Genomic DNA, 20740 nt, shown 5'->3' with positions numbered 1-20740 from the left:
GCGGCCTTGGACAGCAGCATTCCAATGCGTGAACGTGTCAGCCTGTGCGATTTGGCGTTCTCGTTTCGACAGCGAGAGGTGCTTCGACCAGGCGAAGGAGCCTTGTTGACCGAGGCGATGCGGCGTAGCAGGGCCAAGAAAATCCACTCGCTTGCGCAGCGTCTTTCGGAGCTTGTCCAACGGTGGCATAAAGATTTTCGCCTTTACGCTCACGAGGGTGGGACGCTTGATGAGACGGAGGCGCTGCTGAAGGCGGAGCTTGACGATTTTTACAGCGACGATGTGTGGGTCGGCATAGACGCGAATCGGTTGGCGCTTGCTCTGTATGGCCTCAGCGTGCACATGCATGTAAGTCTCGAGCGATTTCCGCCCAAGAAGGGCCGGAGCGGCCGCTGGGAAGGTCATTACCTGGCGCAGCGCATCGCTGAGGCATTTGACCGAAGCGCGCTAGCGTTCCAAAGGGTGGATAGCAAGAGCCACAAGGACAAATTGGCCGAGCGAACCCTGAAGCTCTTGCTGGAAGAGGCGGGAGTTTCGGGTGCGGGAGACCTTGATACCTATATCCGCCAAGCACGCAAGGAGCTCGCTGGGCCTGGAAGAATGCCTACGAAATTGAAGCGGGTTTTTTCAGGCCCGTGAACGGCTCGCCGGCAGAAATTGCAGCCTTCCTACCGCGAAAGGCTGCACATGGCTGCAAAGAACCAACTTCCCCCTGTACCTCAAGCGCTGCTCGACGTGGCGTTTGTTGACGGTCCGACTTGTGCCGCGGCTGCGGGCCTGTCCCTCAGTTCATGGCATCAACTGGTGCGAGACCTGCAGGCCCCTCAACCTGCAATTCGGCGACCTCGGTGCACTCGATGGCGGCTTGCAGACGTTCGCAACTGGCTCGCTGACGGAGCGGTGCAATCAGCGACGGCCGCCGGCAGCGCAGCGACTGTGATTGCCACTGCCAACAAGGCAAGCGCTGCTGCGAGGTGCAAACGCATCACGAAAGTCGAGGTATGAGTGCATGCCGCCGAAAAACCGCAGCGGCGCAACCACGCCGGGCCTGGTCGAGCCAAATGCGACCAACGTAGAGGCTCAGAAATGCGAAACCCCCGGGGTGAAGGCCGAGGGTTTCTCTAGAACTTCGAATCGTGACGCTGTGAATTGTCGGCATTGCTTCGCACAGAAGCAATGCCCGCAGCTTGGACCGCGGGATGTGCGGGCGCTGACGGCATTGCTTGCCATGCCGTTGGCTCGCGAACAGCTTGATCGAGTCTCAGGCGCGAGCAACTCGCCGGCTTTGGTTCAACGTCTGCGACGCCTACTAGCTTTGGAAATTCCTTGCGACTCGCACTCAGGCATGGATCGAGATGGTCGACGCGTTCGATATGGCATCTACTGCCTCTCAGGTCGAGACAAGGCAAAGGTGCGTGCGGCGCTGCGAGGCTAGATCATGACGAACGGTCGCAATCTGCGCTCTCGAGTCGATCGGTCACGGGTGCCGGGCCCATTTCTTGCGCTGCCACATTCGGTGACAGGTTGCCCGGCCTACATCGAGCTGTCGCATCCGGCAAAGGCGTTGCTGATCGAAATAGCCCGACAGTACAACAGACGCAATAACGGCCAGTTGCTGGCCAGTCGCGCCTTCATGGCGAAACGGGGCTGGAAGTCGGCCGATGTGCTCCAACGGGCGAAGAAGGAGTTGCTGGAGTTTGAGTTCATTGCCGAAACAGTGAAGGGGCATCGTCCTAACAAGGCGAGTTGGTACGCCATCACCTGGCATTGCTTGAACCCTCACTCCGACTATGACGCTGGCGTGGCCGCTACCTTCGCGACGGGCGCCTACGAAAGGTCGGCCTTGACACCAAAACGCGGGCCTTAGTCCGTTAGGCGGAACAGTAAGGATGCAAACTGGTCCGTGCGCAGGAACAGGAAATGGGAGCGCTGTTCCGCCGCACGGGCCAATTCGCCCGGATTTTTCTAGGCCGTCTGTCCCGCCAGCCGGGCACCATCTAGAAAAGCCATCTGTCTGTGTCGTGAACTGGATTGGAGGGAAGTGATGAGCGCCTTCATGGAGCAGCGCGTCGAGGCGGCAGTGAGTGCGTATTTCAAGGCGTTTGACCTACTACCGCTGGCACCATTCGGCGTTGACCCGGCGAAGCTAGCTGAGGTGCTCGAAGCGGCCGTCGCCGCTGGTCAACCTGTCCCGCCTGATTTCGACTTCTGGGGGGACTTGCCGCCTAGCGCTTGCGCCTGACGTCGACGTTGCCGGAACCCAATGCTGGGCCGACCTGACTGCTTCCTACGTTCACCCTCGTTTACAGGAACAGCTCTGGGACTTTGACTTCTAGGGCTGTAGCGAGGGTTTCAATCGCATCCAGCGAGGGATTCGCTCCGCCAGTCTCGATTCGCGACATGTAGGAGCGCGCGAAGCCGCATTTTTCGGCGAACTCGTCCTGCTTGTAGCCAGCGGCCAGTCGCAGCTCGCGAACACGTTCTCCGAATCGAATGCGCAACGGCTTCATTGGCCGCGCATGTTCCGAGTGGGACCACCAATCGAGAACCCACTAATCGTGACATGATGGCGGCGCCTGTCGCAGGTTTGCGCATCGCCTGTCCTAGGTACGAACAACGAGATGCGATGTAGGGGAGCTATTGATGCTTATCAGAACAGTCGCGGCATTGGCGTTTCTATGTGCTAGCTTGGTCGGTTGCGGGACTGCTCACAGACAGGCAGCAGAAGAGTTTGTCCGGACCCAACCACCTAGCGCCTGGGGGCGGGAGCCCCCAGCGGGGCATCAGGACGCGGAGCGCAAATACATCCTTGCGCAGCTCAAGGATCCATACTCTGCTGACGTTCGGCATGGTGGCCTGCGGCGAGTGGTGATTTCGGCCTCATTCACGGACCCCGCGGTTGTTGCTGTGTGGGAGTCGGCGGCCCAAGTGAACGCCAAAAACTCCTACGGAGCATTCACTGGGTTTCAGCCGTGGACGTTCTTCTACCGAGACGGGGCGCTGTTCGCCGTTGAATCACGTGAAGGGCGGCGATGGGTCGTAAATGGAAATCCTGGTGCTTTGTACCCGACCATGGATTCGCTGTCGAAAGGGCTCAAATAGGAGTTGTTTATAGGAAGCCGACTAACCAAGGCGTTCAGAACTTCTGCCTCCGGCTTCGGCGAGTTTTTCCTTTACCTACCTGTACAGATTGAACAGTCTGGGCTGTGAACGGCTTCGGCTCCGTCATTGGTCTTGGGTGGCGGGTGTGGGGGTTCTGGCCTGACTAGTCAACACTATTGCTATGTTGACCTACCAAGTTCGCCCTAGGATTTTTCGCACTGGCGATAGTCAATTCCCTGAATTTCCGCTGAGCGGCGAGATCAGATTGCACCTCGCGCCGCGGCAGCCATTCGGGGTTGAAGCGGGCGGAGGGCGAACTGCGGTGATGGGAGGTGGCTCAACTGTCACTTTCAATGCCAACAATGGGGAGTACTTCATCGTGTCGAAGACCCCGCTGCAGCCGCTAGATGTCACTCTAAGCGCGCCGGACCAAGTCATACGTCTTGAAGGCGCCAGGCTAACCGTATCGCAGTCGTTCGAATCGCTTAAGCAGGTGGCCGCGGTCATTGACGGACTCTATTTCGCCATCCCGGCACTGCTGGCCGTCGAGTTCGCGGATCCCCCTTTTGTGGAGCGAGTAGACGGGACCCTCGGAGGCGTCGGCTTTCGCTGGGAGTTGGAGGACTGGGCGGTTCGAGCGGTGGCGACAACGCAGGTCAAGCAGGAACAACTGTTCGCGAAAAGCTGGGAAAGGCTGTCGCTACTCGCGGACCCGCAAGGCCGCCGCCTGTTCGCGGCATTGCACTACTTCCACACTGCGGCGCGCTTGGCCCGCGTTGCGTCGGTCGCGGGAGAATTTTTGCCTGAGATTCTCCTGAACCTGTCAAAGGTCTTGGAGGTGCTGTTCCCACCTGGAGGGGATGGCATGAGTCGTAATGCTGCTCGAGCAGGCCTAAAGGGAATAGGAATTTCCGAAGACGAGATCGAGAGCGACTACCTTCCGGCGATGGTTCTACGCAATGAAATCGACGTTGGCCATGTCGACCTGAGCCTGTTCGCGGCCGACCAACTTCAGACAATTCACGGGTACACCGAGCGGGCCGAGGCTGCCTTTCGAAGACTGTTGTCTCGTGTCTTGACGCGGATCGAAGAAGGTACGTTTGTTGTAGCTGCGCACGATCCTGCTCCAGCTACCGGAACTGCTGTCCAAGTGATTGATAGGCTGCGCAAGTATGCAGCCGACCGGACAACTATCCGGATAACTCGAACGTCCAGTGATGACTGAACTCAGAGTTCATGGGCCTTGGCGGCGAAAGTTCAAGTGACCCCGGCCCACCAAACAAGAAGGCCTCGATGACATCCGTCATCGAGGCCTTTTCATTTGTGCCTGGATCAAGCGCTACCCCAGCATCCAGCTGCTGATCCTGAAGGTCAGGAATGAGGCCAAGTACGCCAGCCCGAACAAGTAGCCCGCCATGATCAGCGGGATGCGCAGGCCGCCGGTCTCACGCTTGACGGCCGCCAGCGTCGCCAGGCATTGCGGCGCGAACACGTACCAGGCGAGCAGCGACAGCGCCGTCGGCAGGCTCCAGGTCTGGGCGATCAAGGGAGCCAGGGTGGAGCTCGCATCCTCGGCCGTGGCGGACAGTGCGTAGACCGTGCCCAGCGCGCTGATCGCCACTTCACGGGCAGCAAGACCTGGCACCAGGGCCAGGCTGATCTGCCAGTTGAAACCTATGGGCTCGAAGATCTGCGCCAGGCCGCGGCCCAGCCAGCCGGCGATGCTGTACTGGATGGCCGGCCCCTCGGCGCCGGCCGGTGGGAGCGGGAAGCTGGACAAGGCCCATAGCGCCACCGTCAGCACGAGGATGATGCCGCCGACACGCCGGAGGAAGATCTCGGCGCGCTGCCAAAGGCCAATGAGGATGTTGCGCGGTTGCGGCCAGTGGTAGGCGGGTAGTTCCATCATCAGCGGGCGCGTGGCCGCTGAATTGGCGAACCGCTTGAGCACCCAGGCTACGGCCATCGCGCCGACGATGCCAGCCACATAGAGCCCGAACAGCACCAGGCCCTGCAGTTCCACACCACCCCACAGGCGGCGTTGCGGGATGAAGGCGCCTATCAGCAGCGCATAGACCGGCAGCCGGGCCGAGCAGGTCATCATCGGTGCGATCAGGATGGTGACGAGCCGGTCACGCGGGCTGGCGATGGAGCGGGTGGCCATGATGCCGGGGATGGCGCAGGCAAAGCTTGAAAGCAGCGGGATGAAGCTGCGGCCGGACAAGCCCACCGAGCCCATCATCCGGTCGAGCAGGAAGGCGGCCCGCGGCAGGTAGCCCGACTCTTCCAGCACCAGGATGAAGAAGAACAAGATCAGGATCTGTGGAAGGAAGGCGAGCACCGCGCCGGCGCCGGCCAGCACGCCATCGACCAGCAGGCTGCGCAGCCAGTTGTCGGGGAGCCAATGGCTGGCTTGAATGCTCAACCAGGCGATGCCGGCTTCGATGAGGTCCTTGGGGGGCTCGGCCCAGGCGAACACCGCCTGGAAGAGCAGGAACAGCAGCGCGGCCAGCAGCACCGGTCCGAAAACCGGATGCAAGACCCAGCGGTCCAGCCGGTCGCTGGGCAGTTCGTGGCTTTGGTCGGCGATGCCCAGTTCAGCCAGCACCTGGTTCACGCGCGTCTGGTCGTTGTGCTCGTCCGCATGAGCGCTGGCCAATTGCAGCCGCCGCCAGTCCTCCCTGGCCTCCAGCAAATTCGTGAGTTCGGTGATGCCTTCCCCGTGGGTGGCCACGGTCTTGACTACGGGTACTCCCAGTTGCCGGGACAGCGCCTCGGCGTCGATCCGTATGCCGCGACGTTCCGCGAGGTCGGCCATGTTGAGGGCTACTACGCAGGGTAGGCCCAGGCGCTGTATGCCGAGCAGCAGGCGCAGGTTGCGGCGCAGATTGGTGGCGTCCAGCACGCAGACCACCAGATCGGGCCGACGCTCACCCTGGGCGCGGCCGGCGAGCACGTCGCAAGTGACGCGCTCGTCCGGCGAGCGCGGGTAGAGGCTGTACGTGCCGGGAAGATCCAACAGCCGCAGTGACTTGCCGGCCGAGGTCTTGATACGGCCTTCCTTGCGCTCGACCGTGACGCCAGCGTAATTGGCCACCTTCTGGCGGCTGCCGGTCAGGCGGTTGAACAAAGCGGTCTTGCCGCAGTTCGGGTTGCCGACCAAGGCCAGCAGCAGGCCGGCGGGATGGACATGGATGGCGCTGGTATTGCGCGCGCTCATGCCGCGGTGGCCACTTCAATGCAGGCCGCTTCGGCACGACGCAGGGCGAACGTCGAATGACCGATGCGAACCACGAGCGGGTCGCCGCCCAGGGCTGCGCGAGCCATCAGCCGTACCGGTTCGCCAGGCACAAAACCGATCTGCTCCAGCCAGGGACCCCATTCGGGCGCTTCGGCCGGCACCTGCACCTTGCTGACCCTGAGCGGGGCGCCGATGTCGGCTTGATCGAGGGTGGGGGGTGGCAAGCTGGGCATAGGCTGGAGGCGAGCTGGGTGAGGTGATATTAAACGAGATTTATTCTCATTGACCTGCCGCTGGGGGTCGTTCCGAGTGACGCCAAATCCCATTCGACGCGTGCCCCAAAAACGCCGCTTGAATGGTGGCCTCTGGAATTTGCGCAAACGCGCCAATGCTGGCGCGCAAACGTTTAGTGTTTCCCTCATGCAGCCTGTACACTGCGCCCTCCTAAAATCCGGCAGCTCCTCCGCTTGTGCCGTCCGACGGCGCGATATAAAGCGGCAGACGCCAGGTCGGCGTCGACCTCAACAACAGCCCAACGGACTCTCCATGAAGCCTGTTTCTTCCTCGCTCAGCCTTGGCGTGATCGCGGCAGCCCTGTCGACCCTGGCCAGTCTGCCGGCCCAGGCCGATCCGGCGGTGATCTTTGATATGGGCGGCAAGTTCGACAAGTCGTTCAACGAGGCGGCCTACCGCGGTGTCGAGCGCTGGAAGCAGGAGACCGGCAAGAACTATCTCGAGTTCGAGATCAGCAACGACACCCAGCGCGTGCAGGCGATCCGCCGCATGGCCGAGCGGGGTGCCAATCCCATCATCTCGATCGGCTTCGCCCAGGGCTCGGCGCTGAAGCAGGTGGCCAAGGACTTTCCCAAGACCCAGTTCGTGATCATTGACGAGCGGGTCGAAGGCAAGAACGTGCAGTCCGTGGTTTTCAAGGAGCACGAGGGCAGCTACCTGGTCGGCGTGATGGCGGCCCTGACGAGCAAGACTGGCAAGGTCGGCTTCGTCGGCGGCATGGACATCCCGCTGATCCGCAAGTTCCAGTGCGGCTACGAGCAGGGTGCCAAGGCGGCCAATCCCAAGGCCGAGGTGTTCACCAACATGACCGGCACGACCTCGTCGGCCTGGAACGACCCGACCCGTGGTGGCGAACTGGCCAAGGCGCAGTTCGCCAAGGGCTCGGACGTGGTCTTCGCCGCGGCCGGCGGCACCGGCAACGGCGTCTACCAGGCGGCCAAGGATGCCGGCAAGCTGGCCATAGGCGTCGACTCCAACCAGAACCACCTGCAGCCCGGCACCATGCTGACTTCCATGGTCAAGCGCGTGGACGTGGCCGTCTACAACGTGCTCAAGGCCTGGACCGGCGGCGTGCAGGAACTGGGCCTGAAGGAAGGCGGCGTGGACTACGCCATGGACCAGCACAACGCCAAGCTGGTCAGCCCGGCGCTCAAGGCCAAGGTCGATGCCTACAAGGCCGACATCATTGCCGGCAAGATCAAGGTGGTCGACTACATGGCGACCTCGACCTGCAAGTACTGATTGACGCGGGCATGACGCAGAGCAGTAGCGGCGCGGCCTCCATGGATCTCGCGCCACCGGCCGTCGCCCTGCACGGCATAGACAAGCGCTTCGGCGCGGTCCATGCCAACCGCGGTGTGAGCCTGGCCGTGTCCGAGGGCACGGTGCACGGCATCGTCGGCGAGAACGGCGCCGGCAAGAGCACGCTGATGGCCATCCTGTACGGCTACTACCAGGCCGACGGCGGGCATATCGAGGTGCGCGGCGACAAGGTCGCCATCGCCAACTCGCACGAGGCCATCGCCCTGGGCATCGGCATGGTCCACCAGCACTTCATGCTGGTCGATACGCTGTCCTGCCTGGACAACGTGATGCTCGGCGCCGAGCCCAGCTTCTGGCTGCAATCGGGCGAGAAGACGGTGCGCGCAGGGCTGCAGAAGCTGATGCTTGAAACCGGCCTGCAAGTGCGCCTGGATTCGCTGGCCGGCGAGTTGCCGGTGGGCGAGCTGCAGCGGCTGGAGATTCTCAAGGCCCTGTACCGCGGCGCCCGCATCCTGATCCTGGACGAGCCTACGGCGGTGCTGACGCCGCAAGAGACGCTGCAGCTGTTCGAGACGCTGCGCAAGCTGAAGGAGCGCGGCACGACCATCATCATCATCACGCACAAGCTCAAGGAAGTTATGGCCTTGTGCGATGCCGTGACCGTGATGCGCGCCGGCCAGGTCATCAAGACCTGCGCCATCGCCGAGACCGATCCCGAGGACCTGGCCGAAGCCATGGTGGGCCGCAAGGTCAACCTGGGCCGCCCGGACAGCGGCGCGAGCGAGGGTGCTGAGCAGCGCCTGGCCGTGCGCGGCCTGAACCTCAAGAGCGAGCAGGGCGTGAGCCTGCTGGCCAACATCGAGCTGAGCCTCAAGGCCGGCGAGATAGTCGGCGTGGCCGGCGTCTCCGGCAATGGCCAGAGCGAATTGCTGGAGGTGCTCTCCGGCATGCACGTACCCGACAGCGGCAGCCTGGAACTGGGCGGCCAGAAGTTCACGGCCGAGCAGTGGCTGGAGCCGGGCCGGGCGCGCGAACTCAAGCTGGCCCATGTGCCGGAAGACCGCCATGTCTGCGGCATGGTGATGAGCTTCCCGGCCTGGGAGACGGCAGCGCTGGGCTACCAGCAACAGTACGCGTCTGCGCCGCTGGGCTGGGGCATGGACCACGGCCTCATGCGCAAGCAGACCCGCCAGATGCAGGAGCGCTTCGACGTGCGTCCGCGCGACGAGAACCTCGGTTCGAGCAAGTTCTCCGGCGGCAACCAGCAGAAGCTGATCCTGGCCCGCGAGATCGGCCAGGCGCCGACGGTGCTGCTGGTCGGCCAGCCGACCCGCGGCGTCGACATCGGCGCCATCGAATTCATCCACGGCCAGCTGCGCGCGCTGCGCGATGCCGGCTGCGCGGTGCTGCTGGTCAGCTCGGAGCTGGACGAGATCCTGGCCCTGGCCGACCGCGTCGTCGTCATGAACGGCGGCCGCATCACCGGTGAGCTGGGCATCGCCCAGTGCGACGAGAAATCCCTGGGCCTGCTGATGGCAGCCCAGGCTAGCGAGAGCGTTTCCGCATGAGCAGCCAACAAGCCTACGTCCTGCCGCGCTGGATAGACATCGGCCTGCTGCCGCTGTGGAACCTGCTGGTGGCCCTGGCCGTCACCGGCGCTGTGGTGATGCTGATCGGCCAGAGCCCGAGCCAGGCCCTGAGCCTGCTGGTCCAGGGTTCGCTCGGCAGCGCTCGCGGCATAGGCTACACGCTGTACTACGCCACCACCTTCATCTTCACCGGCCTGGCGGTCTCGGTCGCCTTCTACGGCGGCCTGTTCAACATCGGCGGGGAAGGGCAGGCCACCTTCGGCGGCCTGGGCGTGGCGCTGCTGGCGCTGGCTCTTGGCCCGCTGTTGCCCGCGCCTCTGCTGCTGCCCTTGCTGGTGCTGGGCGCGGCCCTGTTCGGCATGGCCTGGGCGGCCATTCCGGCCTATCTGCAGGCCTGGCGCGGCAGCCACATCGTCATCACGACGATCATGTTCAATTTCCTGGCCAGCAGCCTCAACGTGTATCTGCTGGTGAACCACCTCAGGCCCGCCGGTTCCATGGCCGTGGAGAGCTCGGAGTTCGCCGATGCCGCGCGCATGCCGGCGCTGCACGAACTGGCCGCCAAGTTCGGCTGGGAGCTGCCGTCTTCGCCGCTGAATCTCAGCCTGCTGCTGGCCATCCTGGCCTGCTGCTTCGTCTACTGGTTCCTGTGGCGCAGCCGTGCCGGCTACGCCTTGCGTGCAGTCGGCAGCGCGCCGCGCGCCGCGCATTACGCCGGCATCAAGCCGCGCATGCAGGTGTTGATCGCCATGGGCCTGTCGGGCGCGCTGGCCGGCATGGTCGGGGTCAATGAGATCTCGGGCGTGCAGGGCAAGCTGACGCTGGACTTCGTCGCCGGTGCCGGCTTCACCGGCATCGCCGTGGCCCTGATGGGCCGCAACCATCCGGTGGGCATCGTGCTGGCCTCGCTGCTGTTCGGCGTGCTCTACCAGGGCGGTGTCGAGGTGGCCTTCGAGATGCCCGGCTTCAGCCGCGAGATGGTGGTCACGGCCCAAGGCCTGATCGTGCTGTTCGCTGGCGCGATGGCGGCCGTCAGTGCGCCGATGTTCGCCAAGCTGTATGCGGCCCTGAAGAGCAAGAACCACAAGGAGGCCGTCCGTGGATGAGTTGCTGATCGGCTCCATGCTGGGCTCGACCTTGCGGGTCACGACGCCGCTGCTGCTGTGCGCGCTGGCCGGCCTGGTGTCGGAGCGCTCTGGCGTGATCGACATCGGCCTGGAAGGCAAGATGCTCGCGGCCGCCTTCGCCGCTGCGGCCACGGCTTCCGTCACCCATTCGACCGCGCTCGGCCTGCTCGCCGCCATTGCCGTGGCCTGTGCCTTCTCGCTGGTCCATGGCTTTGCCTGCGTCACGCACCGTGGCGACCAGGTCGTGTCCGGCGTGGCCCTGAACATGGTGGCCGCCGGCCTGACCGTGGTGCTGGGCATCGCCTGGTTCAAGCAGGGCGGCCAGACGCCGCCGGTCGACGCCGACGTGCGCATGACCGGCCTGATCCCGGCCTGGAGTGAGCCTTCCGGTGCCGCCGATGCGCTCGGATCCTGGCTGGGCGCCATCGTCGGCCATGGCCTCCTGAGCCACAACATCCTGGTCTACCTGGCCTTTGCCGGCGTGGCCGGCGTCTGGTTCTTCCTGATGCGTACCAAGCCGGGCCTGCGGCTGCGCGCCGTCGGCGAGAACCCGGCCATGGTGGATGCGGCCGGCGTGTCGGTGACCCGTCTTCGTTACGCCGCGCTGATGATCAACGGCCTGCTGTGCGGCCTGGCCGGCACCTACCTGGTGCTGGCGCAGAACGCTTCGTTCTCGCCGAACATGACGGCGGGCCGCGGCTTCATCGCGCTGGCCGCGATGATCTTCGGCAAGTGGAAGCCGCTGCCGACCATGTTCGCCTGCCTGCTGTTCGGCTTTCTGGACGCACTGGCCATCCGCCTGCAGGGCGTGGCCTTGCCAGGCGTGGGCGAGGTGCCGGTGCAGCTGATCCAGGCGCTGCCCTACCTGCTGACCGTGATCCTGCTGGCCGGCTTCATTGGCCAGGCCCTGGCGCCCAAGGCGCTGGGCCGGCCGTATGTGAAAGAACGCTGATGACCAAGCTGTCCGACGAACTGCTGCAGCAACTGCTGGCAGCGTCCCTGGCTGCGCGCCAGCGGTCCCATTCGCCCTATTCCAAGTTCGCGGTCGGTGCGGCCGTGCTGGACGAGCAGGGCCGCATCCACCTGGGTGCGAACATAGAGAACGCCGCCTATCCTCAAGGCTGGTGTGCCGAAGCCACGGCCCTGGGTGCGATGGTGATGGCTGGCGGCCGCCGCGCCCGCGCGGTGCTGGTCAGCGGCCCCGGCCCCGACGTCCTGACGCCCTGCGGCGGCTGCCGCCAGAAGATGCGCGAATTCGCCGGCGACGACCTGCTGGTGATCGCCGGTGATGCCAGCGGCATCAAGCAGCAATGGACCTTGGCCGAACTGCTGCCGTTCAGCTTCGGCCCGGACCATTTGAAGTGAAGTACCAGGAGAACAAGAAATGATCGACCACAAGACCCTCGAGCCCAAGATCGTCGACACCGTCGCCAAGCTGAACCAGCTCTATGGCGCGGCCCCCGAAGTGGCCGTCGTGCTCGGCTCGGGCTGGGCCGGCGCGGTCAGCCATGTCGAGGAGGCCCAGCATCTGCCCTATACCGAGCTGTCGGCCTTCCCGCAGCCCAAGGTCGAAGGCCATGTGAACGAGATCGTGGTCGGCAAGATCGGCAGCCAGCGCGTCGTCATGCTGCGCGGCCGTGCCCACACCTACGAAAGCGGTGACTGCACCGGCATGGCCGGCGCGCTGCGCAGCCTGGCCCGCTGGGGCGTCAAGCTGGTGCTGCAGACCAATGCCTCGGGCTCGCTGCGCCCGCACATGCCGCCGGGCAGCCTGATGCTGATCTCGGACCACATCAACGCACCGCAGCGCTCGCCGCTGATAGGCGAACCGGGCAGCAGCCGCTTCTGCGACATGAGCGCCGCCTACGACCTCGAGCTGCGCAGCCATGCCAAGGCGCTCGCCAAGGAGCGCAACCAGATCCTGGGCGAGGGCGTCTACTGCTGGGCCGTGGGCCCGCAGTTCGAGACCCCGGCCGAGATCCGCATGTTCGCCGCCTGGGGCGCCGATGCCGTGGGCATGAGTACCGTGCCCGAGACCATCCTGGCCCGCCATGCCGGCCTGCGCGTGATGGGCCTGGCCCTGATGACCAATATGGCAGCCGGCCTCTCCGACGAAGCCTTGACCCATGCGCTGACGCTGCAGCAGGCCCAGGTCTCCGGTGAGCGCGCCGCGGGCTTCCTGGCGGCCCTGGTGGCCAGCTTCGCCACGCTGCCTTCGCTGCAAGCCTGAAGACGATGAGTGCCGAGCTGCTGCATGCGGCCCGGCAGGCCCTGGCCTGCCTGGACCTGACCAGCCTGAACGACGGCGACACCGCCGCCGACATCGAGGCCCTGTGCCGCCGCGCCCAGACGGCCCATGGCCCGGTGGCCGCGGTCTGCGTCTGGCCGCGCTTCGTCGCCCAGGCGCGCTCGCTGCTGCCCAAGACCATCAAGGTTGCAGCCGTGGCCGATTTCCCGGATGGCGCACTGGATGTACCGCGCGCGCTGGCCGATGTCGAGGCCATTGCCCAGGCCGGTGGCGACGAGGTGGACGTGGTCCTGCCCTACAAGGCCCTGATCGCCGGCCAGGTCACCGAGGTGGCCGAGTTCCTGGCCGAGGTGCGCCATGCCAGCCGACCGCTGACGCTCAAGGTCATCATCGAGAGCGGAGAGCTGAAGACGCCCGAGCTGATCGCCCAGGCCACGCGCCTGTCGCTGGCGGCCGGCGCCGACTTCATCAAGACCAGCACCGGCAAGAGCGCGGTCTCGGCCACGCTGGACGCGGCCCGGGTGATGCTGCAGGAGATCAAGGCCAGCGGCCTGGCCAATGCCGGCTTCAAGGCCAGTGGTGGCATCCGCACCGTCGCCGACGCGGCGGCCTACCTGGCGCTGGCAGCCGAGAAGCTGGGTGCCGAGGCTGTGCAGCCTGGCCGCTTCCGCTTCGGTGCCAGCGGCCTGCTGAACGACATCGAGGCCCAGCTGTCCGGTACTGCCGCGGCTGCGTCCTCCAGCAGTTATTGATCGCAGAACAAAGGACAGGGTAGTACCGCCATGCTGGCTCAAGAAATCATCCGCGCCAAGCGCGACGGCCGCGCGCTCGACGAGGCGCAGATCCAGAACTTCGTCCGCGGCCTGGTGGACGGCAGCTGGAGCGAAGGCCAGGTGGCAGCGCTGGGCATGGCCGTGTTCCTGCGCGGCATGGGCCGCGACGAGGCCGTGCTGCTGACCCGCGCGATGATGAATTCCGGCCGCGTCATGCGCTGGCCCGACATGCCGGGCCCGGTGCTTGACAAGCATTCCAGCGGTGGCGTCGGCGACAAGGTCAGCCTGATGCTGGCGCCCATGGTGGCCGCTTGCGGCGGCTATGTGCCCATGATCGCCGGCCGGGGCCTGGGCCACACCGGCGGCACGGTGGACAAGCTGGAAGCGATTCCTGGCTATTCGACGGCGCCGGATCCGGCGCTGTTCGATCGCATCGTCCGCAATCTGGGCTGCGCCATCATCGGCCAGACCGGCGACCTGGCTCCGGCCGACAAGCGCTTCTACGCGACGCGCGACGTGACCGCCACGGTCGAGAGCGTGCCCCTGATCACCGCCAGCATCCTGTCCAAGAAGTTGGCCGCCGGCCTCGAAGGCCTGGCCATGGACATCAAGTGCGGCAGCGGTGCCTTCTGCGACACGCCCCAGATGGCCCAGGACCTGGCCGAGAGCATCGTGGCCGTGGGCAGCGGCGCCGGCCTGAAGATCCGCGCCCTGATCACCGACATGAACGAGGTGCTGGGCTTCGACGCCGGCAATGCGCTGGAGATCCGCGAGACCCTCCGCTACCTCAAGGGCGAGCAGCGCGAGCCGCGCCTGCACGAGGTCACGCTGGCCCTGTGCGCCGAGATGCTGGTGCTGGGCGGCCTGGCTGCCGACACGGCAGCGGCACGCGTCAAGCTGCAAGCCTCGCTGGACAGCGGCGCTGCGGCCGAGAAGTTCTCGGCCATGGTCGCGGCCCTGGGCGGCCCCGCCGATCTGCTGGAGCGTCCGGACGCCTACCTGGCGCAAGCGCCGGTGGTGCGTGCCGTGCCCGCCTTGCAGGCCGGTCGCCTGACGGCGATGAACACCCGCGACATCGGCCTGGCCGTGGTCGAGCTGGGCGGCGGCCGTCGCGTCGCGGCCGACAAGATCGACATGGGCGTGGGCTTCAGCGAATTCCGCCACCTGGGCGACGAGCTGGCGGCCGGCGAGCCCATCGCCGTCGTGCATGCGGCCAGCGAGGATGCGGCCGCGCGTGCCATCGCCGCGATCCAGCAGGCCTGCACTATCAGCCAGGGCGCGTGGAGCGCCCAGCCCATCGTGATGGGCACGGTCGGCTAGACTGCCGGCCCTGCCGATATCCGTTCCCGAGTTCCCATGTCCGACCAGCCCGACGAGTCCAAGCGCCGCCCGATCAAGAGCTTCGTGGTGCGCCCCGGCCGCATGGGCACGGGCCAGGCCAAGGCCCTGGCCGAGCTGGGGCCGCGCTTTGTCCTGCCCTACGAGGCCGGCAAGCGGCTGGATCCGTCGGCGGTCTTCGGCCGCCAGGCACCGGTCGTGCTCGAGATCGGCTTCGGCATGGGGGCCGCGACGGCGCAGATCGCGACCACGCTGCCGGACCACGACTTCATTGGCTGCGAGGTGCACGAGCCCGGCGTCGGTGCGCTGCTGAAGCTCATCGGCGAGCAGCAGCTGACCAACCTCCGCATCTTCCAGCACGACGCCGTTGAAGTGCTGGAGCAGATGATCGAGCCGGCCTCGCTGGCCGGCGTCCACATCTTCTTCCCCGACCCCTGGCACAAGACCCGCCACAACAAGCGCCGCCTGATCCAGGCGCCTTTCGTGGCCAAGCTGGTCCAGTACATCAGGCCGGGCGGCTACCTGCACTGTGCCACCGACTGGGAGCCCTACGCCCAGCAGATGCTGGAAGTGCTGGGCGCCGAGCCGCAGTTGCAGAACACGGCCGAGGCCTATGCGGAGAAGCCGGCCTACCGGCCGCTGACCAAGTTCGAGAACCGCGGCCTCAAGCTGGGCCATGGGGTCTGGGACCTGGTGTTCCGCCGCCGCTGATCGCCCATCCTCTTGCGCTGATAGAGTCCCGCTTCATGTCCGAAGCGCTTCAACTCCAGGGCCGACACCTGCTGCTCGGCCTGTCCGGCGGCATCGCAGGCTACAAGGTGGCCGAGCTGGTGCGCCTGCTCACCAAGGCCGGTGCCACGGTCCAGGTCATGATGACCGAGGCGGCCGAGCAATTCATCACCGCGGTGACCCTGCAGGCCCTGTCCAACAGGCCGGTCGTGACCAGCCAGTGGGATGCCCGCGAGGCCAACAACATGGCCCACATCAACCTGAGCCGCGAGGCCGACCTGATGCTGATAGCGCCGGCCAGCGCCGACTTCATCGCCAAGCTGGCGCAGGGCAGGGCGGACGAGCTCTTGAGCCTCACGGCGCTGGCGCGCCCGATGGAGCGATGCCCCCTGCTGGTGGCGCCGGCCATGAACCGCGAGATGTGGGCCCATCCGGCCACGCAGCGCAATGTGGCCCAGATCAAGGCCGATGGCGCCACGGTGCTGGGCCCGGCGGCGGGCGACCAGGCCTGCGGCGAGATAGGCGATGGCCGCATGCTGGAGGCGGCCGAGCTGTTCGACGAGATCGTGGCCTTCCTGCAACCCAAGCTGCTGGCCGGCAGGAAGCTGCTGATCACGGCCGGCCCTACCTTCGAGCCCATAGACCCGGTGCGCGGCATCACCAACCTGTCCAGCGGCAAGATGGGCTTCTCCATCGCCCGCGCGGCGGCAGATGCAGGCGCCGAGGTGAGCTTGGTGGCCGGCCCGGTCAATTTGCCAACCCCGCGCGGCGTGCGCCGCATCGACGTGCAAACCGCGCAGCAGATGTATGAGGCTGTGCTGCCTCGCGCCTCGGTCAACGACGTCTTCGTCGCCACTGCAGCCGTGGCCGACTGGCGGCCGGCCGCCTCGGCCGAGCACAAGATCAAGAAGGACGGCTCCGGCCAGGCGCCCAGCATCGCGATGGCCGAGAACCGCGACATCCTGGCCGCCGTGGCGGCCCTGCCGGACAGGCCCTACTGCGTCGGCTTTGCCGCCGAGAGCCAGGACCTGCTGAAGCACGCCAGCGAGAAGCGGCTGCGCAAGAACATCCCCTTGATCGTCGGCAACCTGGGCCCCGCGACCTTCGGCCGCGACGACAACACGCTGCTGCTGGTGGACGAGCGCGGCCACCGCGAGATTCCCTGCAACGACAAGCTCAGCCTGGCCCGCGAACTGGTTCGCGAGATCGCCACGCGCCTCCAAGAGAACGCATGACCACCATCGACCTGAAAGTGCTCGACGCCCGCATGGCCGAGCAGCTCCCTGCCTACGCCACGCCCGGCAGCGCCGGCCTCGACCTGCGCGCCTGCCTGGATGAGGCCGTCACGCTGGAGCCCGGCCAGACCACGCTGATCCCGACCGGCCTGGCGATCCACATCGAGGACCCGGGACTGGCGGCGCTGATACTGCCGCGCTCGGGACTGGGCCACAAGCACGGCATCGTGCTGGGCAATCTGGTCGGGCTGATCGATTCGGACTACCAGGGCCAGCTGATGGTCAGCTGCTGGAACCGCGGCCAGACCACGTTCGTGATCCAGCCCATGGAGCGCATCGCCCAGCTGGTGCTGGTGCCCGTGGTGCAGGCCGCGTTCCGGCGCGTCGATGACTTCGATGCCAGCCACCGCGGAGAAGGTGGCTTCGGCTCCACTGGAAAAAGTTAGCCCCTCGCCCGTGGGTACACGGTCGGCCCCCCGAGGGGGCGCTCGCCCATGGCGAGCTTGAGTTGTCCTTGGGGCGGCCCGGCGAACAACTCAATGCCTGCGGCGCAATTCAGTGGAGGGCTTCACCGGGCGGCGCGCCGTTGACGACGCTGAACACCGGCTCGCCTATCGAGCCGGCCTCGATCTCTTCCTCGGTGGCCTCGCGCACGTCGCGCACCTTCAGGTACATGCGCAGGCCTATGCCGGCCAGCGGATGGTTGCCGTCCAGCACCACGTGTTCGGGGTAGACCTCGGTCACCGTGTAGACGTTGTCCGGCGGCATGCCCTCGGTGGCCGCGCCTTCCGGCAGGCCCTCGAACTGCATGCCGACGTCCACGTTCTCGGGCATCAGCGACTTGGCCTCGAAGCAGACCAGGCCGGAGTCGTAATCGCCGAAGGCGTCTTCCGGTTCCAGGGCGATGGCGGCCTCGAAGCCGGCCTCCTGGCCGTTGATCGCTTCCTCGACCTTGGCGAACAGATCGTCGCCGCCATAGAAGAACTCCAGCGGCTCGGCCAGCTCGTCGATCAGCTGGCCTTGCGCGTCCTCAAGTCTCCAGCTCAGGGAGACGACGCAGGGGGCGGAAATTTGCATCGGCGGATTGTTTCACACCTGAAAGTTGGCGAAGCGAAGCAGGGCCTTGCAGCCGGCGCCGTCCTGCCGCGGCTCCAGGCTCAGCACGCCGCCATGGGCCTCGGCGATCTGGCGGCATAGCACTAAGCCTATGCCCATGCCCTCGGGCTTGGTGCTGTAGAAGGGCACGAACAGATTGGCCGGGTTGGCAATGCCCGTGCCCTGGTCCAGCACCGTCAGCTGGGGCGACTCGGCGCTGCACAGCAGGCGCAGCGGCGCACCGCCGGCTTCGACGCCGTTCTTCAGCAGATTGATCAGCAGCTGCTCGATCTGCAACGGGTCGCCGAAGAAGCTCAGGGGCCCGGTCTGCGCGAACTCCAGCTGCAGCTGCGCCTCCGGCAGCATGGCGGGCAGGCGCTGCACCAGGTCGGCCAGGTCGAAGACGCGCTTGCGCGGCTCGGGCAGCCGGGCCAGGGCCGCATAGCGGCGTATGAACTCGGCCAGGTGCTCGGAGCGCTCCTGCATGATGGCCAGGCCTTCGTGCAGGTCCTGGAGTCCGGCCGCGCCGCTGGTGGGCAGCTGCTTGCGCAAGGTGGCGCTGAGGCTGGCGATAGGCCCCAGCGAGTTGTTGACCTCGTGGCTCAGCACCCGCAGCAGCCGCCGCCAGGCCTGCAGCTCCTCGTTGCGCAGTACCTGCTTGAGGTCGGTGATGAAGAGCAGTTGCAGCTGCGGCTGGCCGTCCACCTCGTAGGACTGGCGGCGCAAGCGCCATAGCCCGGCCGCGCCGGGAAACACATGCTCGTGCAGGCACTCGGTGTCGGCCTCCAGCAGCGGCGCCAGGCCCAGCAGCTCGGCGCTGCGGCCCAGCACGGCTTCGCGCGGCTGCTGCAAGAGCGCCAGGGCCGTGGGATTGGCCAGCAGCAACTGCTGGGCCGGATCGAACACGCAGACCGCCACGTCCATGCTTTCGACCACGCTGTCCACCAGGCGCAGCGCCTGTTCCGAGCGCAGGCGCTGGCGGTGCAGGGTGTCGGCCAGGCTGTTGATCTGGCGGCCCAGCAGGTCCTGCTCGCCGGAGCGGCGCAGTCGCAGACTGAAATCGCCCGCAACCATGCCCTCGACCACATTGCCAATCGTCTGCAGCTGGAAGGCGGCCCGCGAGCGCAGCGCCCAGGCCGCGCCCAGCCAGAGCAGGGCGGTGCCCACGACCAGCAAGAGCTTGGGATAGATCAGCCAGGGCTGCGGCCACACCAGCACGACCAGGGCGATCCAGGCCGGCGCGCCGCCGGCCAGGGCCAGCGCGAACAGCTGGTTCTCGAAGCCCAGGCGCCAGCGCTTGTCGTGCGGCTTCACAGCTGGTGCTTCTCGAGTCGGCGGTAGAAGGCCGAACGGCTGAGCCCCAGGGCCTGGGCCGCGGCCAGCGCATTGCCACCGCTGCGCCGCAAGGCGGTGGCGATCAGCAGCTTCTCGGCCTCCTCCAGCGTCATGGATTCCGGATCGAAAGCCAGGCCGGCCGGCGGAGCCAGGCCCAGGTCGGCAGCGCTGACCTCGGCGCCGCTGGCCAGCAGGCTGACCCGCTCCATGCAGTGGGCCAGTTCGCGCACATTGCCTGGCCAGCGGTGCGCGGCCAGCGAGCGGCGGGCCTCGGCCGACAAGGGCCGCAAAGGCCGTTGGTAGCGCTGGGCAAAGCGCGACAGGTAGAGATCGGCCAGCGCCTGGATGTCCTCGCCGCGCTCGCGCAAAGGCGGCAGGTGCAGCTGCAGGCTGTTGAGCCGGTACAGCAGGTCGCGGCGGAACAGGCCCTGTTCGACCATCTGCTGCAGGTCGGCATTGCTGGCGGCGATCAGTCGCACGTCGGCCCGGCGTTGCCGGGCCGAGCCCAGGCGCTCGAACTGGCCGCTCTCCAGCACCTGCAGCAGCTTTGCCTGCTGGGCCAGCGGGATGTTGCCGACTTCGTCGAGGAACAGCGTGCCGCCATCGGCCAGCTCGAAGCGGCCCATGCGGGCCTGGCGCGCATCGGTGAAGGCACCGCGCTCGTGGCCGAACATCTCGCTCTCGAACAGGCCATCGGGAATCGCGCCCATGTTGACGCTGATGAAGGGCCCGGCCGCCCGCGCGGAGGCCTGGTGGATGGCCTGGGCCAGCTGGGTCTTGCCGCAGCCGTTCTCGCCGGTGATCAGCAGGTTCACGTCGGCGCCGGACACGGCCTCGACCTGCTGCATCAGGGTGCGCATGGCCGGCGATTCGCAGACCCAGGGCCGGGCCGGCGCCTGTTGCTTCAGCAGCTCGTTCTCGGCCGCCAGGCGCTGGCCGTCCTGGCGGCTGCGGCGCAGCGCGCTCAGCGTGCGCAGCATGCTGGCCAGGCGGTTGTTGTCCCAGGGCTTCTCGATGAAGTCGCTGGCGCCGAGCCGCATCGCCTCGACGGCGAGGGCCACCGTGCCCCAGGCCGTCATCGCGACGATGGGCAGACCGGTGTCCAGGGCGCTGACCTCGCGGATCAGGTCCAGGCCCTCGTCGCCGGAGGTCGTGTCGCGCCGGTAGTTCAGGTCCACCAGCAGCACGGCCGGCTCGCTGCGGGCCAGCGCCTCGGGCACCAGCTCGGGCGCGGCCAGCAGTTCGACCTCGTAGCCCTCGCTCTTCAGGAAGATGCGCAGCGCGGCGCGAATGGCGGCGTCGTCGTCAACGACCAGGATCAGCGGAGCGGAGGGGGCTTGGGCGGGCATGCAGAGGGCGGGCGATTTGTGC

At 66.3% G+C, this 20740-nt stretch carries 21 protein-coding genes; 15 read left to right on the top strand and 6 right to left on the bottom strand.

The genetic code is table 11. The features are described from left to right. Window positions 1-24: 24 nt before the first annotated feature. From QT382_RS05560 to QT382_RS05550, 3 genes are all read left to right on the top strand, one after another. Window positions 25-639 carry a hypothetical protein gene (locus tag QT382_RS05560; RefSeq protein ID WP_289253047.1) on the top strand — a complete coding sequence of 205 codons (615 nt, stop codon included), beginning with the start codon at window positions 25-27 and terminating at the stop codon, window positions 637-639. A gap of 799 nt (window positions 640-1438) precedes the next feature. Then, window positions 1439-1867 (top strand): helix-turn-helix domain-containing protein, encoded by a 429-nt coding sequence (locus QT382_RS05555; RefSeq protein ID WP_289253046.1) that lies wholly within the window; start codon window positions 1439-1441, stop codon window positions 1865-1867. Between the two features lie 177 nt (window positions 1868-2044). Next, window positions 2045-2242 (top strand): hypothetical protein, encoded by a 198-nt coding sequence (locus QT382_RS05550; protein ID WP_289253045.1) that lies wholly within the window; start codon window positions 2045-2047, stop codon window positions 2240-2242. Between the two features lie 61 nt (window positions 2243-2303). Here the strand turns inward: QT382_RS05550 and QT382_RS05545 are convergent, their stop codons facing one another. Next, entirely contained in the window at window positions 2304-2510 is a 207-nt protein-coding gene (locus tag QT382_RS05545; RefSeq protein ID WP_289253044.1) for a helix-turn-helix domain-containing protein, read from the bottom strand. A gap of 773 nt (window positions 2511-3283) precedes the next feature. Between QT382_RS05545 and QT382_RS05540 the strand changes: the two genes are divergently transcribed. Further along, entirely contained in the window at window positions 3284-4327 is a 1044-nt protein-coding gene (locus QT382_RS05540) for a hypothetical protein (RefSeq protein ID WP_289253043.1), read from the top strand. Window positions 4328-4441: 114 nt separating this feature from the next. Here the strand turns inward: QT382_RS05540 and feoB are convergent, their stop codons facing one another. Continuing rightward, on the bottom strand, window positions 4442-6322 hold the full coding sequence (feoB, locus tag QT382_RS05535) for a ferrous iron transporter B (RefSeq protein ID WP_289253042.1): 1881 nt from the start codon (window positions 6320-6322) through the stop codon (window positions 4442-4444). Further along, on the bottom strand, window positions 6319-6576 hold the full coding sequence (locus QT382_RS05530) for a FeoA family protein (protein WP_502929820.1): 258 nt from the start codon (window positions 6574-6576) through the stop codon (window positions 6319-6321). The genes feoB and QT382_RS05530 overlap by 4 nt, the downstream gene beginning before the upstream one ends. A 313-nt stretch (window positions 6577-6889) precedes the next feature. On the opposite strand from QT382_RS05530, the gene QT382_RS05525 reads away from it, so the two are divergent. Genes QT382_RS05525 through dut form a run of 11 tightly spaced genes read left to right on the top strand, consistent with a single transcriptional unit; the run spans window position 6890 to window position 17385 of the window. Next, entirely contained in the window at window positions 6890-7879 is a 990-nt protein-coding gene (locus QT382_RS05525; protein WP_289253040.1) for a BMP family lipoprotein, read from the top strand. Window positions 7880-7890: 11 nt separating this feature from the next. Further along, the gene (locus tag QT382_RS05520) at window positions 7891-9468 is read left to right on the top strand and encodes an ABC transporter ATP-binding protein (protein ID WP_289253039.1); all 1578 of its coding nucleotides are present in this window, start codon (window positions 7891-7893) and stop codon (window positions 9466-9468) included. Further along, a complete protein-coding gene (locus tag QT382_RS05515) occupies window positions 9465-10595 on the top strand; it encodes an ABC transporter permease (RefSeq protein WP_289253038.1) in 1131 nt (376 codons plus the stop codon). The genes QT382_RS05520 and QT382_RS05515 overlap by 4 nt, the downstream gene beginning before the upstream one ends. Then, window positions 10588-11568, top strand: coding sequence for an ABC transporter permease (locus QT382_RS05510; protein ID WP_289253037.1), 981 nt, complete (start codon window positions 10588-10590; stop codon window positions 11566-11568). The genes QT382_RS05515 and QT382_RS05510 overlap by 8 nt, the downstream gene beginning before the upstream one ends. Next, complete coding sequence (gene cdd, locus QT382_RS05505; protein WP_289253036.1) at window positions 11568-11981, top strand: cytidine deaminase; 414 nt, start codon at window positions 11568-11570, stop codon at window positions 11979-11981. The genes QT382_RS05510 and cdd overlap by 1 nt, the downstream gene beginning before the upstream one ends. Window positions 11982-12000: 19 nt before the next feature. Continuing rightward, a complete protein-coding gene (locus QT382_RS05500; RefSeq protein WP_289253035.1) occupies window positions 12001-12846 on the top strand; it encodes a purine-nucleoside phosphorylase in 846 nt (281 codons plus the stop codon). A gap of 5 nt (window positions 12847-12851) precedes the next feature. Further along, the gene (gene deoC, locus QT382_RS05495; RefSeq protein WP_289253034.1) at window positions 12852-13616 is read left to right on the top strand and encodes a deoxyribose-phosphate aldolase; all 765 of its coding nucleotides are present in this window, start codon (window positions 12852-12854) and stop codon (window positions 13614-13616) included. 30 nt (window positions 13617-13646) lie between these two features. Continuing rightward, window positions 13647-14957 carry a thymidine phosphorylase gene (deoA, locus tag QT382_RS05490; protein WP_289253033.1) on the top strand — a complete coding sequence of 437 codons (1311 nt, stop codon included), beginning with the start codon at window positions 13647-13649 and terminating at the stop codon, window positions 14955-14957. An 18-nt stretch (window positions 14958-14975) separates the two neighbouring features. Continuing rightward, window positions 14976-15686, top strand: a complete 711-nt coding sequence (gene trmB / locus QT382_RS05485; RefSeq protein ID WP_502929879.1) for a tRNA (guanosine(46)-N7)-methyltransferase TrmB — start codon at window positions 14976-14978, stop codon at window positions 15684-15686. A 35-nt stretch (window positions 15687-15721) separates the two neighbouring features. Beyond that, the gene (gene coaBC / locus QT382_RS05480; RefSeq protein WP_289253032.1) at window positions 15722-16939 is read left to right on the top strand and encodes a bifunctional phosphopantothenoylcysteine decarboxylase/phosphopantothenate--cysteine ligase CoaBC; all 1218 of its coding nucleotides are present in this window, start codon (window positions 15722-15724) and stop codon (window positions 16937-16939) included. Beyond that, window positions 16936-17385 carry a dUTP diphosphatase gene (gene dut / locus QT382_RS05475; RefSeq protein ID WP_289253031.1) on the top strand — a complete coding sequence of 150 codons (450 nt, stop codon included), beginning with the start codon at window positions 16936-16938 and terminating at the stop codon, window positions 17383-17385. Before coaBC ends, dut begins: the two co-directional genes overlap by 4 nt. A gap of 109 nt (window positions 17386-17494) precedes the next feature. Here the strand turns inward: dut and QT382_RS05470 are convergent, their stop codons facing one another. Genes QT382_RS05470 through QT382_RS05460 form a run of 3 tightly spaced genes read right to left on the bottom strand, consistent with a single transcriptional unit; the run spans window position 17495 to window position 20718 of the window. Then, window positions 17495-18016: an FKBP-type peptidyl-prolyl cis-trans isomerase gene (locus QT382_RS05470; RefSeq protein ID WP_289253030.1), complete on the bottom strand. Its 522-nt coding sequence runs from the start codon at window positions 18014-18016 to the stop codon at window positions 17495-17497. A gap of 12 nt (window positions 18017-18028) precedes the next feature. Then, on the bottom strand, window positions 18029-19348 hold the full coding sequence (locus QT382_RS05465; protein ID WP_289253029.1) for a sensor histidine kinase: 1320 nt from the start codon (window positions 19346-19348) through the stop codon (window positions 18029-18031). Next, window positions 19345-20718, bottom strand: coding sequence for a sigma-54-dependent transcriptional regulator (locus QT382_RS05460; RefSeq protein ID WP_289253028.1), 1374 nt, complete (start codon window positions 20716-20718; stop codon window positions 19345-19347). The genes QT382_RS05465 and QT382_RS05460 overlap by 4 nt, the downstream gene beginning before the upstream one ends. Window positions 20719-20740: the final 22 nt, after the last annotated feature.

Source organism: Pelomonas sp. SE-A7, assembly GCF_030345705.1.
GTDB lineage: Bacteria > Pseudomonadota > Gammaproteobacteria > Burkholderiales > Burkholderiaceae_C > JAUASW01.
Note: the sequence above shows the minus strand (reverse complement) of the source record. Positions and strands in the feature narration are given on the sequence as shown.

Bases quoted from the DNA above. Each gene is read 5' to 3' on its own strand.
- QT382_RS05560 (WP_289253047.1), top strand. From the start codon at position 25: ATGCGTGAACGTGTCAGCCTGTGCGATTTGGCGTTCTCGTTTCGACAG.
- QT382_RS05555 (WP_289253046.1), top strand. From the start codon at position 1,439: ATGACGAACGGTCGCAATCTGCGCTCTCGAGTCGATCGGTCACGGGTG.
- QT382_RS05550 (WP_289253045.1), top strand. From the start codon at position 2,045: ATGAGCGCCTTCATGGAGCAGCGCGTCGAGGCGGCAGTGAGTGCGTAT.
- QT382_RS05545 (WP_289253044.1), bottom strand. From the start codon at position 2,510: ATGAAGCCGTTGCGCATTCGATTCGGAGAACGTGTTCGCGAGCTGCGA.
- QT382_RS05540 (WP_289253043.1), top strand. From the start codon at position 3,284: ATGTTGACCTACCAAGTTCGCCCTAGGATTTTTCGCACTGGCGATAGT.
- feoB (WP_289253042.1), bottom strand. From the start codon at position 6,322: ATGAGCGCGCGCAATACCAGCGCCATCCATGTCCATCCCGCCGGCCTG.
- QT382_RS05530 (WP_502929820.1), bottom strand. From the start codon at position 6,576: ATGCCCAGCTTGCCACCCCCCACCCTCGATCAAGCCGACATCGGCGCC.
- QT382_RS05525 (WP_289253040.1), top strand. From the start codon at position 6,890: ATGAAGCCTGTTTCTTCCTCGCTCAGCCTTGGCGTGATCGCGGCAGCC.
- QT382_RS05520 (WP_289253039.1), top strand. From the start codon at position 7,891: ATGACGCAGAGCAGTAGCGGCGCGGCCTCCATGGATCTCGCGCCACCG.
- QT382_RS05515 (WP_289253038.1), top strand. From the start codon at position 9,465: ATGAGCAGCCAACAAGCCTACGTCCTGCCGCGCTGGATAGACATCGGC.
- cdd (WP_289253036.1), top strand. From the start codon at position 11,568: ATGACCAAGCTGTCCGACGAACTGCTGCAGCAACTGCTGGCAGCGTCC.
- QT382_RS05500 (WP_289253035.1), top strand. From the start codon at position 12,001: ATGATCGACCACAAGACCCTCGAGCCCAAGATCGTCGACACCGTCGCC.
- deoC (WP_289253034.1), top strand. From the start codon at position 12,852: ATGAGTGCCGAGCTGCTGCATGCGGCCCGGCAGGCCCTGGCCTGCCTG.
- deoA (WP_289253033.1), top strand. From the start codon at position 13,647: ATGCTGGCTCAAGAAATCATCCGCGCCAAGCGCGACGGCCGCGCGCTC.
- coaBC (WP_289253032.1), top strand. From the start codon at position 15,722: ATGTCCGAAGCGCTTCAACTCCAGGGCCGACACCTGCTGCTCGGCCTG.
- dut (WP_289253031.1), top strand. From the start codon at position 16,936: ATGACCACCATCGACCTGAAAGTGCTCGACGCCCGCATGGCCGAGCAG.
- QT382_RS05470 (WP_289253030.1), bottom strand. From the start codon at position 18,016: ATGCAAATTTCCGCCCCCTGCGTCGTCTCCCTGAGCTGGAGACTTGAG.
- QT382_RS05460 (WP_289253028.1), bottom strand. From the start codon at position 20,718: ATGCCCGCCCAAGCCCCCTCCGCTCCGCTGATCCTGGTCGTTGACGAC.